Below are 19,620 nucleotides of genomic sequence, written 5' to 3' on the forward strand. Positions count from 1 at the left end.
GATGAAGAAACTAATAGGATTAATAGCAGGTTTGTTTTTGTGGCTTCCGCAGCCGGTATCTGCACAGCAGGATGCCCAGTATAGCCAATACATGTTCAACGGGATTTATATCAACCCCGCTTATGCCGGATATAAAGAGGTGCTGAATGTGCATAGCTTTTACCGTAGCCAGTGGACAGGGATTACCGGAGCACCAAGAAGCATGTCGCTGGCTGTAGATGCCATTGCAAACAGCGGTAACGTTGGTTTGGCCCTTCAGGTGGCGAGCGATAAACTGGGTGCACAGACTAACCTGAGTATTTACGGCAACTATGCCTACCGGATCAGGATGAATGATGATGGTAGCTCGAGATTGGCGCTGGGCTTGGGTGTGGGCATGGTACAGTTGGGTATCGACGGCTCCATGCTGAACCCGAACAATCCGGAACCAAATCAGCCAGTAGGCATGCAGAGTACCATTGTGCCCGATGCAAGGGCAGGGGTTTACTTTGCCAACGACAGGTTTTATGCAGGTTTCTCAGCCGATAACCTGATTGCCACTTATATCGATATCGACCGTTATGCTTTTATCCCACAGCCAAAACCGCATTATTACCTGACCGCCGGAGCTTTGTTTCCGCTTTCAGAAGATTTTCAGGTAAAACCTTCCTTCCTGTTAAAAGATGATCGGGGGGGACCAACGAGTTTAGATGTGAATGCATTTTTGATGATCAAAGATTTTATCTGGGTAGGCGGTTCGTACCGGACAGGAGTAAAGCTGTATGATAAAAACTATTTGCAACGTGATCTTACACCCAGGAACTCTGCCGTAGCAGCGATACAGATTTTTCCGTCAGAAAAACTCAGGATCGGTTATGGTTACGATTTTTCAATCGGCCCGTTACAAGGCTATAGCGGCGGAACACACGAGATTTCATTGTCCTATTCGTTCATTAAGCAAAACATCAGATTAGCAACCCCACGGGTGTTTTAAACAAAACTGTAAACTTGTGTATAATAATATTTACACATTTAAACGAAAAATTAACTACAATTGCGTACAAAAAAATAACTTTTTATTAACTTGCAGAATATTCTTAAAATAATGAAAACAAAAAATGCCGTAAGTACTTTTACTGTGCTCATCGCTGATGATCATGAGATCATCCGTCGTGGATTAAAAGGTTTAATATCAGACTTTTGGCCTGGTGTTGAAATCATTCATGCATCTACCTTAGAGCAGGCGCTTGTCGAAACAGAAAAATCGCCAAGTTTAATCATCATCGATGTAAACTTGCCGGGAGGTAATAACCTGAAGGTAATCGATCAGATTAAACTGGTTCAGCCAAACGCAAAAATTTTGGTATTTTCATCTTTGAATGAGAATATTTATGCCGTTCCATATTTAAAATCTGGCGCATCTGGTTACTTAACTAAAAATGCAGAAGAATCTGAAATTGTAACCGCCATTACTACTATTTTAGCTGGCAGTCGCTATTCGAGCAGAAATGTGAAGGAAAACATGTTCAACAGTATATTGGGTAACGATGCGGATAATCCTTTTACCAAACTTTCGGGCAGGGAATTAGAAGTAGCAGAATTACTAACAAAGGGGATAGGGGTATTGGAAATTTCTAATCAGCTGAATCTTCAAATGGGTACAGTAAGTACTTATAAACTGAGACTTTTCCAAAAGCTTAAAATAAAAAGCATTATAGAACTGGCTGAAAAGATGAGTATCTATGAAAGATAAAAAGAGTATTTACTCTTTTTATCTTTTCTAAGCCTTTTTGTTTTTATCTACAGTACCTGGTCCGCCCGTTCCTGATTCGTTAGGTGTGGAGCCAGCCTGTCCAAATTTATCTGAAGAACCCTTTCCATTTTGATCGAAGGAGGCCTTTTCCTTTGCGCTTCCTTTACTTTTACTCCCTTTTTCCGCTGTGTTTTGATTGTCTTTAGTTTTCATAAGATACCTAATTGATTACTATCTCAACATTTTAAAACAGTCAAAGTTTTATTTAATTCATTTGTGTTAACGTTTAGATTCCAGAGAAAATGATTTTGGCTATTCTAAATGAATAGCGCATTCAAGAGTTGTTACCTGACCTAAGTATAAGCCTTAAACGAATATAGCTAAAAGTTGTATTTATTTAGTTGATCAGGATCAATATATCTGGGTCGCAGGCTCTGGTAAAAACAGGCCAATTTAACTTTAGATAGCTGTTTTTTTTGACAAAAATCAAATTGATGTTTTTGTGTATAATTAATTATACGTATTTTAGATTTGCCGTAAAAATATTGATACTTAATAATATATCTTTGTATACTTTGATGAACAGAATGAACGGCTTAAATTAATTGCTCATAAAATTTTCAATTTTTAAAACCACAGGTTTTAAGATTACGTAAATATTTCTTGAAATAAAAACAGCTTTTTAGAACGATATCATTCTTAATGATACAGGTACCTATCATCCCAGCGTATGAATAAAAATTTACACTCTCTATCCCGCTATTCGCATATATTTTTTGGTGAGAAAATTAATTTAACAAAACAATTTGGTAGCTCTTTTGCTCGCTGGGTGGTTTTTTTGTTCGCTATTGTTATTTTCAACTTTGGGGCGGCGTTTGGGCAGACTTATAAAACTCATTACATTGCACCAGCGCCCTGGCAATATTGGAGTCAGGCAAACGAGTTAATTGTGACCACCAATACAGTTGGAACTACGGTTAACGTAAAAAAAAGTGATGGAACATTGGTTACCACGCTTACACCAACACCAGCAGCACCAGCAGTTTATCGTTTTGTGGGGAATCCTAATACGATATCCGCTAATGCACTAAATACGATACTTAACGATCGCGGGATTATTGTAGAGGGTAATAATCCCATTACGGTTAACATCCGCAATGTGGCTTCTGATGCCTATACGGATGCAAATATTAAGGGAAATTCGGCATTATTCAGTTTTGGCGATGCTGCAATAGGAACTTCTTTTAGGGTAGGTTATTACAGGGATGGATTGAGTAATGTGGTGTACAGTGTAATGGCGCTTGAAAACAACACCACGATTAAGTTAAATGGAACGGCAATAACGACTTTAAATACGGGCCAAAGTTATATTTTTCAAACCGCAATTGGTGGTTTGGTCGAAAGTTCGGCACCAGTTGTGATGAATTCGGGGTCTAATTTAGATTCTCCTGCAGGTTGTGGCGATGGGGTGTTTAATCCTGTTCCTCCTGTTACTTCCCTAGGTAGTGAATACCTGATTATCAGAAGTGCGGGTAACTCTACTGCTGAGCAAACCACCATTGTGGCTACGCAGGCCAATACAACACTTACAATTACCAATTACAATACTAATGGTTCGCTGGCTTCAACCAATTCTTATACATTGGTGGCTGCAGGTAGTTTCGTTACCATACCAAATGGGGTAGTAGGTAGTCAATATAGTTCATCGAGGGTATTATCTACAAAAAATGTTGTGGCCTATTCAGGTACTGCAACCAGTTGTGAAGTAGATATGCTTACCCTGGCACCGGTGGCTACCTGTGGTGGAAGTTTGGTCGCCAAAACATATAAATTCAGGAACAGTTCCGGGGGAGATTTAACCTATTTTGGTTACATCACCACGAAAAGTGCAACCGATAAAGTTTTGTTAACCACTACGGGGAGCAGTACAACCAACTATACCAATACCGATATAGAAACGATTGCTGGTGTGGGGGTAAGGAGACAGTTGGGAAGTACAGGGAACTATATTATCGATTTTACGAATGCCAATATCAATTCACCCGCTACACTAACCTTTACCAGCGGTACGCGGATGAATATTGCCATGGTGCAAACGGGTGGTGGTTATTCCATGTCTAATTTTATTACACCATTACCAGAACAAGCCTTAAAACCGATACTATCACAAACGGCCTGCAGCAGTGCTACCTTAAGCGCAGATCCAACTGGCATTGCCCCTTTTCAATGGTATTTTAATGGCGTGGCTATACCAGGAGCAACTGGTATGACTTATGCGCCAACTGAATCGGGAACTTATACCATTACTTCTAAATTAGATTGCGGTATCAGTGCGCAATCATTGCCTATTACCGTAGCCTTATGTAATGTAGACCGTGCGATTACCAAAACGGTAGATAATGCGACCCCTGCTGTAAACGGATCGGTAAAATTCACATTAACAGCTAGTAATATTGGTGTAGGTACGGCTTTGGGCGTTTCGGTTACCGATCTGTTAAAATCTGGTTATACCTACGTAAGCCATACGGCATCTACCGGAACATCCTATGTAAATACTACAGGCGTTTGGAACATCGGTTCGCTGGGGCCTAATGCATCAGCTACGCTGGTTATTACAGCCAAGGTAAATGCTTCCGGCGATTATAGCAATTCGGCAACCATTACAGGTACTCAGTCAGACCCAAATACAGCCAATGATGCAGTTACGATAAGTACTACGCCCATTACGGCAATATCATTAACTTCACCATCATCGCCTCCATCAGATGCGCAAACAGTATGTATTGGTACCGCCATTACTAACATTACTTATTCAATTGGAGGAACGGCAACAGGAGCCAATGTTGTAGGTCTGCCAGCGGGTATTACCCAAAATTATAATTCAAGCACAAAAATACTAACCATATCCGGCACACCAACTACGGCCACAAGCGGCGCTCAAAGTTATACGGTAACCACAACTGGAGGAAGCCCGAATGTGTCGGCTTCAGGAACCATACGGGTAAACGGTATAGTGGGTACTCCGGTGTTTGCTGCCGGAAGCACATCTACAAGATGTCAGGGAGCGGGTACGCAAACCTATACGGCCACGGCTGCGAACACCACCGGAATAACCTACAGCATCAACACTACCGGTTCGGAAGCTGTTATTAATGCTACTACCGGCGAGGTTACTTTTTCACCGCTATTTAATGGAACTGCAATTGTTACCGCTTCTGCAGCAGGGTGTACACCTAAAACGGCTACCCATACCATTACCGTTACCTCTACAGGAACAATCACGGGTGCATCGCCTGTTTGTAGTGGCAGCAACGGCACTTTAACCTTGGCTAATACAACTGCTACACCGGTTAGATGGGAATTTTCTACTGATAATGGTACTACCTGGAGTACTTATCTGCCTAATACAACTTCTACAACTTTAAACTATACCAACCTTAACGTAACCACATCTTTTAGGGCCATAGTAAGTGGAGGAGGTTGTACTAATGCACCGTCAACACCAGTAACCATAAGTGTAACCACAAGGCCCAGCATTTCAAATCAAAATTATAACCTGTGTGTATCGGGTTCTTTCAATTTTGCACCAGTTGAAGCACCAGCAGGTACAACTTATACCTGGTCTGCTCCTGTTATTAGCGGTGGCACGGTAACAGGTGCAACTACCGGAACAAATGCTTCCTCGGTTGCACAAACCTTAACCAATACCGGCACAACCACAGCTAACGTTGTTTATACGGTTACACCAACTAATGCGGGTTGTAGTGGTAGTACATTTACCATTACCACAGTAATCGGACCGAATATTTCAGCATCAGCTGGTAACCCGGCAACGCTTTGTAGCAACGGAACTTTCTCTGTTAGTCCAACATCGAGCAACGCAAATGTAAAATATACCTGGACAGCCAGTTTAATCAGCGGTAGCAACGTTACCGGATTTAGCGATGCGACTACAGCTGTAAGCGCGCCAATTAGCCAAACTTTGGTGAATAACTCAGCTGCCAGTGCAACTGTAAGGTATACGGTAACTCCGGTTTTAGACAATTGCAGCGGCAACACCTTTACATTTGATGTTACCGTACAGAGTGCGGTTACCCCTGGCACTATTGCCGCGAACCAAACCATTTGTGCCAATACCACACCAGCACCCATCAGCTCTACAGCTAACGGTACAGGAGCAGGCACCATAACTTACACCTGGGAAAATTCTACCAATGGCACTACCTGGAATGTGATTGCAGGAGCAACATCGGCTACATATGCGCCGGGAGCTTTAACCCAAACTACCCAATACCGCAGAACAACAGTATCTACCCTAAACGGAACGGTATGCCAATCGGCAACCACAAGTCCGGTTGTAATTACTGTAGGTACGGCAAGTACAATTACCACACAGCCAGTTAACCAAAATGTTAGGGCTTTATCTAATGTTACTTTAAATGTAGCCACAACTGGTGGTAGTGGTACCAGCCAATATCAATGGCAGCTTAGTACCAACAACGGGACTAATTTTACCAATATTAGCAATGGTAGTCTGTACAGTGGAGCAACCACCAATATCCTCACCATTACCGGGGTTAACAGTACCATGGAAGGTTACAAATACCGGGTGCTGGTTACGCAAACCGATAATGCTTGTGCGAGTGTCATTTCTAACGTAGTTAATCTTACAATAGATTCGGATCGCGATGGTGTACCGGATAGCATTGATCAGGATGATGATAATGATGGCATTCCGGATACTGTTGAGGGAATCAGTGATTTTGATAACGATGGAATTCCTAATTACCTGGATGTAGATTCGGATAACGATGGTATTGTAGATGCAATTGAATCGAACGGAAACCCAAATAACGATCCGGATAACGATGGTCGCTTTGGTATTGGTGCTTTTGTGGATACAGATGGCGACGGATTGGCCAATGCCGTTGATCCCAATAACGGGGGAACACCTTTGGTTATTCAGGATAAAGACAAAGATGGCAAGCCAAACTACCTGGATCTCGATTCCGATGGCGATGGAATACCAGATACTTATGAAGCGGCTTTTTATATTATAGATAGCGAAAACGATGGTATTATTGGTACGGGACCAATCGTTGATGCCGATAAAGATGGTCTTTCAGATTTGAACGACCCGGATTTTGTAACGATTAGTACATTGTTTAACCAGGACAGGGATTTTGATGGCCTTTCGAACTACCTGGATATCGATGCCGACAATGATGGCATTATTGATATTGTTGAAGGTTTACCAACCACTTTATATGTAGCGCCTAAAGGCCTGGATACGGATGGCGATGGGATAGATGATGCCTATGATGTAAATAATGGCGGAGCTATTTCTGGTTATTCTAATGCCGATGGAGGTAGTGCGCCGGATTATGTTGATACGGATGCTGAAAACGATGGATTTAGAGACTGGCTTGAAAATGCAGTAACCAGTCCATTAGAAGTCGACGTTAAAAATAATCAGACAGGTGCATCCACTCCGGATGGAATTATGGATTTGCTCCCTGATGCTGATGGTGATGGATTAGCTGACATTTATGATAACGACAATGGCAATACCAGTCCGATAGGTTATGCAACCAACGGAGGACAAACGCCGCTTTCGATGCCTGATGTTCAGGTGCCCGGAGGAGAAAGAGATTGGAGAAGCTCATCAGATTATGATAAAGATGGCGTGCCGGATGGGATTGATCTGGATGACGATAACGATGGTATTTTAGATACGGTAGATGGCATGACTGACACTGGAGGAAGGGATGGTTTACCAAATTACCATGACCTGGATTCTGATGGTGACGGTGTGCCGGATGTAATAGAAGCGGGTGGTTCAGATCCTGATAACAATGGTTTACCAGGAATCGGTTTAATCGGCCCTGCTAATGTAGATGCCAATGGTGTTCCATTAGCTGCTAACGGAGGTTATACGCCGCCAGATAAAGATGGTGATGGTGTGCCTAATTTCCTTGATCTTGATTCGGATAATGACGGTATTAACGATGTAATAGAAAATGGCGGACCAGATGTAGATGGCGATGGAAAAGTGGGTACAGGTTTAACCAACGATTTTGATAATGATGGTATTGTTGATATTGCAGATGACTACAATAACATTACGGGTACTTTAACTGGCGATCCTTCAGGTACTCCAGTAACAGTTAAAGATAACGATGGAGACGGTATTCCAAATTACCTCGATCTTGATTCAGATGGTGATGGTATTAAAGATTCGGTTGAAGGCGTAACCGATACGGATGGAGATGGTATTCCGAACTTCTTAGACCTTGATTCTGATGGTGATGGTATTCCAGATAATATTGAAGCACAAAGCACTGCTGGTTATCTTCCGCCTTCTGGTGTTGATGCCAATAACGATGGCTTAGATGATGCTTATGGAGCGGGTATTGTACCTGTAAATACAGATGGTGCAGATCAGGCAGATTACCTCGACTTAGATTCGGATAATGATGGCGATAGCGATACCATTGAAGCATATGATACCGATAATAATGGTATTGCTAATGTAGTGGCACTGGGTACCGATGCAGATAAAGATGGCCTGGATGATGCTTTTGATAATAATGATGCGGCCAATAATCCAACAAATGGCCAGAACCCTAATTCATTCCCTAATTTAGATACTCCGGCAACTGCTGAACGGGATTGGAGAGAAGATTACAATATTGCGCCAATTGCAACAGTGCCGGCTTCAATTTCAGTTGTTGAGGATACACCGAAGACAATAAGCGGAATCAGCTTTGCAGATGCCGATGCAGGCAACCTGAACGTTGTCGTTACATTAAGCGTTCCGTCGGGCCAGGGTACGATAAGCGCCACCAGCGAAGCGGGCATAGCCATTGCCGGTACAGGTACAAATGCAATTACAATTACCGGAAACATAAGCGCTATCAATACTTTTATTGCAGCCAATAAAGTAACCTATGCACCTTTAGCAAATGCAAATGGCAATGTTACCTTAACTGTAAATATTAACGATCAGGGCAATACAGGAGGACCGGCATTAACCGATACCAAAACGTTAACATTAAGTATTCAGCCGGTTAACGATATTCCTTCTGTAGCCAATGTGGCTAAAAATGGAACAGAAGATACCAATGTGGTTTTCACAGGTGCTGATTTTACTAATCAGTTTACCGATGTAGATGGTACATTGGCCAAAATACAGGTATTGAGTTTACCTCCAGCCGCACAGGGAGTCCTTAAATTAAATGGTGTTGATGTAACAATCGGACAAGAAATTACAACCGCAAATTTAGCTAATCTTGTTTTCGTGCCTGCACCTAACTTTAATGGTAATGTATCGTTTAGTTACAATGGCAGCGATGGACTTGCTTATGCAAATGCGCCGGCAAATGTGAACATTACTATTGCTGCGATTAATGATAATCCGGTAATCGCTGCAGTATCCAAAGCAGGTGCGGAAGATGTAACATTAAACTTTACAGCAAGCGATTTTACAGGCAACTTCACTGATGCAGATGGCGATGCACTAAATAAAATTCAGGTGGTAACCTTACCTCCAGCCAGCCAGGGGGTATTAAAACTGAACGGAACTAATATTGTTACCGGACAAGAAATAGCGGCAGTAGATTTGGCCAACATAACGTTTGTTCCTGCGCCAAACTTTAACGGTACAGTTACCTTTAAATGGAACGGTAGCGATGGCACAGCATATGCAACTGTACAAAATGATGTCAACATTATTATTGCACCAGTTAACGATTTGCCAACCATAGGCAATATTAACTTAACGACCGTAGAAGATGTTAATCTGCCATTTACTTTAGGAAATTTTACCAGCAATTTTAATGACATAGAAGGTGATGCCTTGTCAAAAATTCAGTTGTCAAACCTTCCTCCAATTGCACAAGGTACCATATTGCTCAATGGCTCGGCAGTATCGGCAGGTCAGGAGATACTGGCTTCTGAAATTCCCAATTTAGTTTTTGTTCCAGGCTTAAACTTTAATGGAAATGTTAGCTTTAACTGGGCCGGAAACGACGGTACATCTTACTCCGCAATTGCTGCGGTTAATATATCGGTTACACCAGTAAATGATGCACCGGTTGTTGATGATTTTGGTAAGTCAGGAGATGAGGATACCATTATTCCTTTTGCAATAACCGATTTTACCACCCGTTTCACCGATGTGGAGAATAGTGCTTTAAGCAAAATTCAGATTGTAAGTCTTCCAGCCAACGGTACACTTAAATTAAATGGTTTAAATATTACTGCAGGGCAGGAAATTAATAATGCTGACTTAGATAAAATCACGTTCGTACCTAATGCCAATTTTAATGGCTCAACAAGCTTTAGCTGGAATGGATCTGATGGAACAGTTTATGCTAATGTGGCTAAAAATGTTAACATAACGATCAATCCAATAAACGATGCACCTTCATTTACAAAAGGCGCCGACCAGCTAATCAATGCGAATGCAGGTGCACAAACCATCAACAATTGGGCTACAGCTGTTGTGGCTGGGCCGGCCGATGAGCTTGCAAGCCAAACGCTAAACTTTGTAGTCAGCAATAACAGCAACACTTCGTTTACAGTACAACCTGCTATAGACGCTTCAGGAAACTTAACTTATACACCTTCAGGAAACTTTGCGGGCAAGGTTACTGTAACGGTGGTGTTAAATGATAATGGAGGCACCGCAAATGGTGGTGTAGACCAAAGTGCAGCACAAACTTTTATCATTTCAATTAAACCTGTAGGACTAACCGATAACGCAAATACCTTAGTAAACACACCGGTTACTACCGATGTTAAAGCCAATGATGGTGCAACTGCCACCAACACTACGGTATTAGCAGGAAATGGTGCACATGGTACAACTTCAGTAGATGCAAGCGGAAAAGTAACCTATACACCAAATGCAGGTTATACCGGAACAGATAGTTATACTTATACCTTAACAACAGCCGATGGGGTAGTGAGCGATCCGGTTACGGTTAATGTGAGCATTTATCCAACTGTGGTATTGTCAGGACCTGCATCCGTTAACGAAAATGCAGGTGCGGTTAATTATACCCTTACCCTAACCGGAACGGCAGGAACAATTCTGGCATCGCCGGTAACGGTGCAAACCGGAATCACGCCGAATACCACTAATGCTGCTGATTATAACTTTAGTAGTTCGACTATTACTTTCCCTGCGGGATCGGTTGTTGGCGCAGCAAGTGGTACCATCACTTTCCCTGTTACGATAATTGATGATAATATACTGGAAAATACAGAAGATTACAGCGTTTCTATCGGATCGCTTACTGGTCCGGCATCTTTAGGCAATGCTAGTGTAAGCACCTCGATTGTGGATAACGATAATGCTGCTGTTGCCATCAACAATATTTCTGTTGCAGAAGATATAACGGGTGGTTTAGCTACTTTCACGGTAACCTTAACAGGAGCTGTACAAAACAGTTTCACCGTTAATTTTGCTACTGCCGATGGTACTGCGGTTCAACCGGGCGATTATACCGCAACTACCGGAACCGTTACCTTCCCGGCAGGGTCGGTAAATGGCGCTACGCAAACTTTTACCGTTCCGGTAATTAACGATAACATTACCGAAACCAGTGAAACCTTTACAGCTACACTTTCTGGAATAACCGGGCCGGCTACTATTGCTACTGCAACCGGAACAGCTACCATTACCGATAACGATGCCGCTACGGTAAGTATTTCGGCAACACCAGTTAGTTATGACGAAGCTGCCGGGACCGCTACATTTACGGTAACCTTAAACAATGCCATTCAAAATGCATTTACGGTTGATTATGCGACTGTAGATGGTACAGCCACAGCTGGGACAGATTATACGGCTAAAAACGGAACCATTACATTTGTGGCCGGATCAGCTGCAGGCGCAACCCAAACCTTTACTGTTGCCATTACGAACGATAATCTGGTCGAGTTAGGTGAAACTTTCGCTGCAACATTAAGCAATGTAACAGGCGGTTTGGTCACTATTGCTACCGGAACAGCTAATGCAACCATTACTGATAATGATAGCTCGGTTGCAAGCATTACTGCCGGAACTACAGGCAATGAAAATGGCCCAGTAAACGGAACCTTTACAGTAAACTTAAGTAATCCATCTTCTACAGATACGGAGATTACCTATACTTTGGGTGGGACAGCAACAGAAGGTGCTGATTACGATAACATTGTAACCAAAAAGATTATTATTCCTGCAGGCCAGACCAGCGGAACAATTACCATACCTGTTAAAACAGATTTGGCAGCAGAAGGAACAGAAACAGTTATTGCCACTCTTTTGGCTTCAAATAGTGCGCTGGTAAGTATCACCACTACTCCAGCAGATAAAACGGCAAGCATTAACATTCTGGATAACAACACGGCAACGGTTAGTATTTCGACTAGTCCAACCAGTATCGACGAGGCTGCCGGAACGGCTACATTTACGGTAACGCTTAACAGTGCCGTTCAGGGTGCATTTGATGTCACCTATACCACCACAAATGGAACAGCAATTGCCGGACTTGATTATACCGCTACCAGCGGAACCTTAAACTTCCCGGCAAATTCTGCTGCGGGCGCTACCTTAACATTTACCGTTCCAATAAATAACGATAATCTGGTTGAACCAGGCGAAACCTTCAATGGAACCTTAACCGGTGTAACAGGTGGACTGGTAACCATCGGTACTGCAATTGCGCCGGTAACCATTACGGATAACGATACTTCCGTTGCGACCATTGCAGCAGGTGTAAACGGTAACGAAACCGGACCAATAAAAGGAACCTTTGTGGTAACCTTAAGCAATCCGGCATCAACCGATACACAATTAACCTATACTTTAGGCGGAACAGCAACCGAAGGAAGCGATTACTCAACGGTAGTCACCAAAACCATTACCATTCCTGCTGGACAAACTACAGGAACCATTACCCTTGATGTGCAGCCTGATGCGGTTACCGAAAGTACAGAAACGATAACGGCCACTTTAGCCACTTCGAATAATGCGGTAACTGTAAATACGACGCCGGCCAGTATCAATATTATTGATGCCAATACAGCGAGTATCAGTATTTCTACTACGCCTACCATCAATGAAACTGCGGGAACGGCAACTTTTACTGTTACCCTGAACAATGCGGTTCAAAACCCGTTTAGTGTAAATTACAGCACAGCTGATGGTACTGCATTGGCAGGTTTAGATTATACAGCTACCAGCGGAACATTAATCTTCCCGGCAAATGCTGCTGCAGGAAGCACATTAACTTTTACGGTTCCGATAAACAACGATGTTATTGCTGAAGCATCCGAAACCTTTACCGCTACCCTAAGCGGAGTTACAGGAGGAGTGGTGATTATCAGCAATGCTACCGCCACTGCAACTATTGTTGATAACGATGCAGCAACGGTATCCATTACTGCAGGAACATCAGGAAACGAAAACGGACCTGTCAACGGAACCTTTACCGTAACCTTAAGTAATCCATCTTCAACAGATACCGAAATTACCTATACTTTAGGTGGTACCGCAACAGAGGGAACTGATTACTCAACAATAGCCAAAACCATTATTATTCCGGCAGGGCAAACTACCGGAACAATCACAATTCCAGTTCAAACCGATTTACTGGTTGAAGGAACAGAAACGGTGGTGGCCACCCTGGTATCTACAACCAGTGCATTGGTAAACGTTTCACCAATTCCTGCTGATAAAACGGCAACAATTAATATTACCAATAATACAACTGCAAGCATAACCGTAGCGGCAACCAATGATGGTGCTGAACCAGGTACGCCAGGCTTGTTTACCTTCACCTTAAGTAATGCTGCCACAACCGATACACAGGTTACTTTTGCAGTAAGCGGAACAGCAAGTAGTGGAACAGATTATACTTCGCTGGGTACAACAGTAATCATCCCGGCCGGACAAACCAGCAAAACCGTACAGGTATTGGTGCAGGACGATACTTTTGTGGAGCCAGGAGAAACCGTTATTTTAACCATGACGGCCGCAACCAGCAATCCGGCCATTACGGCAAGTACCATTCCTGCAACGGTAAATATTGCAGATAACGATCAGGCAACGGTAGCAATCAACAATGTATCGTTAGTGGAAAATGCTGGTAATGCCACCTTTACGGTAACCTTAACCGGTAATGTTCAGGATGCATTTACCGTAAATTATTCAACGGCCAACGGAACGGCAATTGCAGGTTCTGATTATACGGCAACAACGGGTAGTGTAACTTTCCCTGCGGGCTCTGTTTCAGGTGCGACGCAAACTTTCAATATTCCGGTGATTAATGATGCCATTACCGAAAGTGCCGAAAACTTCACCGTAACCTTAAATAGTATTAGTGCCGGATCGGCAGTAACGATTCCTGCGGCAGGAGCAACAGGAACAGCCAGTATTACCGATGATGATGCAGCAAGTGTAGCTATTAACAGTGTTTCTGCTTTAGAAAACGTTGGCAGCATGGCCTTCACGGTAACATTGACCGGAAATATACAGGATGCACTTTCAATCAATTATACCACTGCTGACAATTCAGCAATTGCAGGGTCTGATTATACCGCTCAAACAGGTGTAGTTACTTTCCCTGCGGGTTCTGTTTCAGGTGCTACGCAAACTATTCTTATTCCGGTAACAAACGATAACATCACTGAAAGTATTGAAACCTTCAAAGTAACCTTAAGTGGTGCCAGTGCTCCGCTTAGCATTACGCAGGCCGAAGGAATTGGAACCATTAATGACAATGATGTGGCGACAGTAAGTATCTCTGCCACGCCAGCCAGTATCGATGAAGCAGCAGGAACAGCGACCTATACCGTAACTTTAAGCAATGCCGTTCAGGCAGGTTTTAGTGTCGATTATGGCACTTCGAACGGTACGGCTATTTCGGGTAGCGATTATACCGCTGCAACCGGTACCTTAAACTTCCCTGCGGGATCGTTGGCAGGTGCTACTTTAACCTTTACGGTTCCGATTACGAACGATAATGTAGTTGAGCCGAACGAAACCATTAATGCTACAATTAGTAATGTGACAGGTGGTTTGGTAACCATTGCAACCAGCACGGCTACAGTTACCATTACCGATAATGATACTTCGGTAGCCACCATTAGTGCAGCTACCAATGGAAACGAAAACGGACCGGTAAACGGAACCTATACAGTAACCTTAAGTAATCCATCGGCAACTGATACGCAGCTTACTTATAGCTTAAGCGGATCAGCCAGCGAAGGGACAGATTACAGTAATATCGTAACCAAAACCATCACTATCCCTGCAGGTCAAACTACGGGAACGATCACCATTCCGGTATTAACCGATGCCTTGGTGGAGGGTACCGAAACTGTAGTGGCCACATTAACTGCCAGTAATAATACCGCTGTTACGGTAAGCAATACCCCGGCGAGCATTAATATTGCCGATAATACAACGGCTACGGTAACCGTTGCGGCGAGTGCTGATGGTGCCGAGCCAGGCACACCTGGTCAGTTTACCTTTACCTTAAGTAATGTATCTGCAACGGATACGCAGATTACCTATTCAGTGAGTGGAACAGCTGGCAGCGGGGCCGATTATACTTCGATTGGTACTACGGTAACCATTCCGGCCGGACAAACAACAGCAACCGTATCAGTTCCCGTATTGGATGATAATATTGCAGAAGGTAGCGAAACGGTAATCTTAACCATGACGGCTGCCACAAGTAATGCTGCTATTACAGCAAGTACAACACCAGCTATTGTTAATATTACTGATAATGATAGTTCAGTTGCAAGCATTACAGCAGGCATTGCAGGAAATGAAAACGGACCCGTGAACGGTACCTTTACGGTAATCTTAAGCAATCCATCTTCAACCGATACACAGCTCACCTATACTTTAAACGGAACAGCAACCGAAGGCAATGATTATACTGCAATCGTAACCAAAACCATTACCATTCCTGCGGGTTCAACTACCGGTACGATTACCATTCCGGTGTTAAGCGATGCAACAGTGGAAGGAACGGAAACCGTTGTTGCGGCATTAGCTACATCCGGAAATCCGTTGGTAACCGTAAATAATACAGCTGCAAGCATTAATATTAACGACAATAATGCCGCTACCGTAAGTATTTCTGCCACACCAGCGAGTATAAACGAAGCCGATGGAACAGCAACATTCACAGTTACTTTAAGTGCAGCTGTTCAGAACGCATTTACAGTTGATTATGCAACCAACAATGGCACTGCAATAGCCGGAGTAGGCTTAGACTATACCGCCACAAGCGGAACATTAACTTTCCCTGCCGGATCTCCTGCCGGGGCAACTTTAACCTTTAGCGTTCCGGTTAATAATGATAACCTCCTTGAACCAAATGAAACGTTCAACGCGACAATCAGTAATGTAACAGGTGGTTTAGTAAGCATTGCAACCAGTACTGCTACGGTAACCATGACCGATAATGATACTTCGATAGCAACAATTACTGCAGGTTTAAACGGCGATGAAACTGGTCCGGTAAACGGAACATTCACTGTAACCTTAAGTAATCCATCTTCAACTGATACACAGCTGACCTATAATTTAGGTGGATCAGCAACCGAAGGAAGCGATTATTCGGCCATTGTAACCAAAACCATTACCATTCCAGCAGGACAGACTACAGGAACGATCACCATCCCGGTGTTAGCAGATGCTGTTAGCGAAAGCATTGAAACCGTTATCGGAACTTTAGCCAGCTCAAGCAATCCATCGGTAAACATCAGTGCAACAGCTGCATCAATCAATATCCTTGATGCCAATACTGCGAGTGTAAGTATTTCGACTACACCTACGGTAAATGAAGCCGATGGAACAGTAACCTTTACTGTAACCTTAAACAACGCGGTTCAAAATGCATTTACTGTAGATTATACAACAACCAACGGGACTGCAATTGCTGGGGCAGATTATACCACGCAGACCGGAACTTTAAGCTTCCCGGCAAATGCTGCGGCAGGTGATAAGTTAACTTTTACCGTTCCGATCAATAACGATAATATTGCCGAGTCAGCTGAAACTTTTAGCGCAACATTAAGCAATATTACAGGCGGTGTGGTGTTAATCAGCAATGCCACAGCCACCGCAACTATTGTTGATAATGATGTTTCAGAAGCCACGATTACTGCGGGAATACCAGGCGATGAGAATGGACCTGTAAACGGAACCTTTACGGTAAGCTTAAGCAATCCATCATCGGCAGATACACAGCTTACCTATACTATAGCTGGAACTGCAACCGAAGGAAGTGATTTCACCACCATAACCAAAACCATTATTATCCCGGCGGGAGAAACCACAGGAACCATTACGATTCCCGTATTAACCGATGCCATAGTAGAAGGAACAGAAACCGTAACAGCTACGTTAACCACCTCTGGAAATCCATTGGTAACGATCAGCAATAGCCCTGCAACTATAAATATAGCTGACAACACTACAGCCACAGTAACGGTATCGGCAACCAATGATGGAGCAGAGCCAACTACACCAGGTTTATTTACGTTTACCTTAAGTAATGTCTCAACTACAGATACACAGATTACCTATAGTGTGGGTGGAAGCGCAATAAGCGGATTAGATTATACTGCAATAGGATCTACAGTTACTATCCCTGCCGGACAAACCACGGCAACGGTAAGTGTACCGGTATTGAACGACAATATTGCAGAAGGTACGGAAACCGTTATTTTGACGATGGCACCCACGACCAGCAACGCTTCAGTTACGGCCAGCACGACTCCTGCAACCGTTAATATTACAGATAATGATACTTCAGTAGCCACCATTACTGCAGGTACACCAGGTAATGAAAATGGACCTTCTGATGGTACATTTACGGTTACTCTAAGTAATCCATCTGCGCAGCCAACTACTTTAACTTACACTTTAAGTGGAACAGCTACTGAAGGCAGCGATTACAGTACCATTGTAACGAAAACCATTACCATCCCGGCCGGACAAACTACGGGTACTATTACCATTCCGGTATTAAGCGATAATATTGTCGAGGATACAGAAACCGTAATTGCAACTTTAACCAACTCGGGCAATCCGCTGGTAACCGTAAGCAATACGCCTGCAAGCATTAACATTAGCGATAATACCACAGCAACCGTAACCGTAGCTGCTACAACGAATGGGGCAGAACCTGCAACACCAGGTTTGTTTACCTTTACCTTAAGCAATGTAGCGACCACTGATACACAGATTAGCTATACGGTAACCGGAACAGCTACAAGTGCTGGAGATTACACCGCTATCGGGACAACGGTAACCATCCCTGCCGGACAAACCACTGCAACGGTAAGTGTACCGGTATTGGATGATAATATTGCAGAAGGTATGGAAACCGTTATTTTAACCATGACCGCTGCAACCAATAATGCTTCGGTTACGGCAAGTACAATACCGGCTACTGTTAACATTACAGATAATGATACGGCCATAGCCAGCATTGCTGCAGGAACAGATGGTGCTGAAAACGGCCCTGTAAATGGAACATTTGTGGTTACCTTAAGCAATCCTTCTTCGCAGCCAACCACCATTACCTATACTATTGGCGGAACAGCAACAGAGGGTAGCGATTACAGTCCGATTGTAACTCAAAGCATCACGATCCCAGCCGGACAAACTACAGGTACCATTACCATTCCGGTATTAAGCGATAATATTGTAGAAGGACCAGAAACCGTGGTCGTTACCTTAACCAATTCGGGTAATCCATTGGTAACGGTAAACAATACGCCTGCTAGCATCAGTATTGCTGATCAAACTACCGCTACCGTAACAGTAACCGCTACTGCAAATGGGGCAGAGCCAGCTACTGCAGGTCAGTTTACATTCACCTTAAGCAACGTTTCTACAACGGATACGCAGATTACCTATTCGGTAGGTGGAACTGCTACAAGTGGAGGCGATTATACTGCTATCGGTACAACGGTAACTATTCCGGCCGGACAAACTACTGCTACGGTGAGCGTACCGGTATTGAACGACGACCTGGTAGAAGGAAACGAAACGGTGCTATTAACCATGTCTGCTATGACAAATAATAGTGCTATTACAGCAAGTACCACACCAGCAACGGTTAACATTACAGATAACGATACCGCAATTGCCACCATTACCGCCGGAACAAGTGGTAATGAGAGCGGCCCGGTAAACGGCACATTTACGGTAACTTTAAATCATCCATCAGCAACTGATACACAGCTTAGTTATACGGTAGGAGGAACTGCAACAGAAGGTGGTGATTATACCCCAATTGTGAAAACCATCACCATTCCTGCTGGTCAAACTACCGGAACCATTATTATTCCGGTATTGGCAGATGCGATAGTAGAAGGCGCAGAAACGGTTGTTGTAACTTTGGGTACTTCAAACAACCCATTGGTTAGCGTAAATAATAACCCTGCCACTATTAATATTCTGGATAACAACACGGCTAGTGTAAGCATTTCTACCACACCAACAATAAATGAGGCAGCTGGAACGGCAACGTTCACCGTTACTTTAAGTACAGCAGTACAAAACTCATTCAGTGTTGATTATAAAACGGTAGATGGAACCGCTACAGCTGGTTTAGATTATACCGCAACAACAGGTACATTGATGTTCCCTGCAAATTCGCCGGCAGGTGCAACATTAACGTTTACTGTTCCGGTTAATGATGATAATCTGGTTGAGCCATCAGAAACTTTGAGCGCTGTACTAAGCAATATTCAAGGTGGATTGGTAACCATCGGAACGTCAACAGCATTGGTTACCATTACCGATAACGATACCGCTGTGGCCAGCATTGCTCCAGGTACCAATGGTAGCGAAACTGGTCCGGTTA

General features: G+C 43.4%; 3 protein-coding genes and 15 pseudogenes. 17 read left to right on the forward strand and 1 reads right to left on the reverse strand.

Features of this window, described 5'->3' with window-relative positions; genetic code table 11:
• The first annotated feature begins 1 nt into the window (after nucleotide 1).
• Nucleotides 2-973, forward strand: coding sequence for a hypothetical protein (locus CA265_06395; GenBank protein ID ARS39323.1), 972 nt, complete (start codon nucleotides 2-4; stop codon nucleotides 971-973).
• 111 nt (nucleotides 974-1,084) lie between these two features.
• Nucleotides 1,085-1,732, forward strand: a complete 648-nt coding sequence (locus CA265_06400; GenBank protein ARS39324.1) for a DNA-binding response regulator — start codon at nucleotides 1,085-1,087, stop codon at nucleotides 1,730-1,732.
• Nucleotides 1,733-1,759: 27 nt separating this feature from the next.
• Here the strand turns inward: CA265_06400 and CA265_06405 are convergent, their stop codons facing one another.
• Entirely contained in the window at nucleotides 1,760-1,945 is a 186-nt protein-coding gene (locus tag CA265_06405) for a hypothetical protein (GenBank protein ARS39325.1), read from the reverse strand.
• Nucleotides 1,946-2,462: 517 nt separating this feature from the next.
• Between CA265_06405 and CA265_06410 the strand changes: the two are divergent.
• The 15 pseudogenes from CA265_06410 (at nucleotide 2,463) to CA265_06480 (ending at nucleotide 19,499) form a co-directional block, all read left to right on the forward strand.
• Nucleotides 2,463-9,164: pseudogene (locus tag CA265_06410) on the forward strand (hypothetical protein).
• 297 nt (nucleotides 9,165-9,461) lie between these two features.
• Nucleotides 9,462-9,839: pseudogene (locus CA265_06415) on the forward strand (hypothetical protein).
• A gap of 273 nt (nucleotides 9,840-10,112) precedes the next feature.
• A pseudogene (locus CA265_06420) lies at nucleotides 10,113-11,369 on the forward strand (hypothetical protein).
• 564 nt (nucleotides 11,370-11,933) lie between these two features.
• Nucleotides 11,934-12,401: pseudogene (locus CA265_06425) on the forward strand (hypothetical protein).
• 240 nt (nucleotides 12,402-12,641) lie between these two features.
• Nucleotides 12,642-13,079 (forward strand): annotated as a pseudogene (locus CA265_06430) (hypothetical protein).
• A 222-nt stretch (nucleotides 13,080-13,301) separates the two neighbouring features.
• A pseudogene (locus CA265_06435) lies at nucleotides 13,302-13,748 on the forward strand (hypothetical protein).
• Nucleotides 13,749-14,093, forward strand: a pseudogene (locus CA265_06440) (hypothetical protein).
• 285 nt (nucleotides 14,094-14,378) lie between these two features.
• A pseudogene (locus tag CA265_06445) lies at nucleotides 14,379-14,783 on the forward strand (hypothetical protein).
• A gap of 225 nt (nucleotides 14,784-15,008) precedes the next feature.
• A pseudogene (locus CA265_06450) lies at nucleotides 15,009-15,446 on the forward strand (hypothetical protein).
• 231 nt (nucleotides 15,447-15,677) lie between these two features.
• Nucleotides 15,678-16,139, forward strand: a pseudogene (locus CA265_06455) (hypothetical protein).
• A gap of 54 nt (nucleotides 16,140-16,193) precedes the next feature.
• Nucleotides 16,194-16,820 (forward strand): annotated as a pseudogene (locus tag CA265_06460) (hypothetical protein).
• A 222-nt stretch (nucleotides 16,821-17,042) separates the two neighbouring features.
• Nucleotides 17,043-17,477 (forward strand): annotated as a pseudogene (locus CA265_06465) (hypothetical protein).
• A 231-nt stretch (nucleotides 17,478-17,708) separates the two neighbouring features.
• A pseudogene (locus tag CA265_06470) lies at nucleotides 17,709-18,146 on the forward strand (hypothetical protein).
• Between the two features lie 231 nt (nucleotides 18,147-18,377).
• A pseudogene (locus tag CA265_06475) lies at nucleotides 18,378-18,818 on the forward strand (hypothetical protein).
• A gap of 228 nt (nucleotides 18,819-19,046) precedes the next feature.
• Nucleotides 19,047-19,499 (forward strand): annotated as a pseudogene (locus tag CA265_06480) (hypothetical protein).
• The last annotated feature ends 121 nt before the right edge of the window (nucleotides 19,500-19,620 follow it).

It is taken from the genome of Sphingobacteriaceae bacterium GW460-11-11-14-LB5 (genome assembly GCA_002151545.1).
Taxonomy (GTDB): Bacteria; Bacteroidota; Bacteroidia; order Sphingobacteriales; family Sphingobacteriaceae; genus Pedobacter.

Bases quoted from the DNA above. Each gene is read 5' to 3' on its own strand.
- CA265_06405 (ARS39325.1), bottom strand. From the start codon at position 1,945: ATGAAAACTAAAGACAATCAAAACACAGCGGAAAAAGGGAGTAAAAGT.
- CA265_06400 (ARS39324.1), top strand. From the start codon at position 1,085: ATGAAAACAAAAAATGCCGTAAGTACTTTTACTGTGCTCATCGCTGAT.
- CA265_06395 (ARS39323.1), top strand. From the start codon at position 2: ATGAAGAAACTAATAGGATTAATAGCAGGTTTGTTTTTGTGGCTTCCG.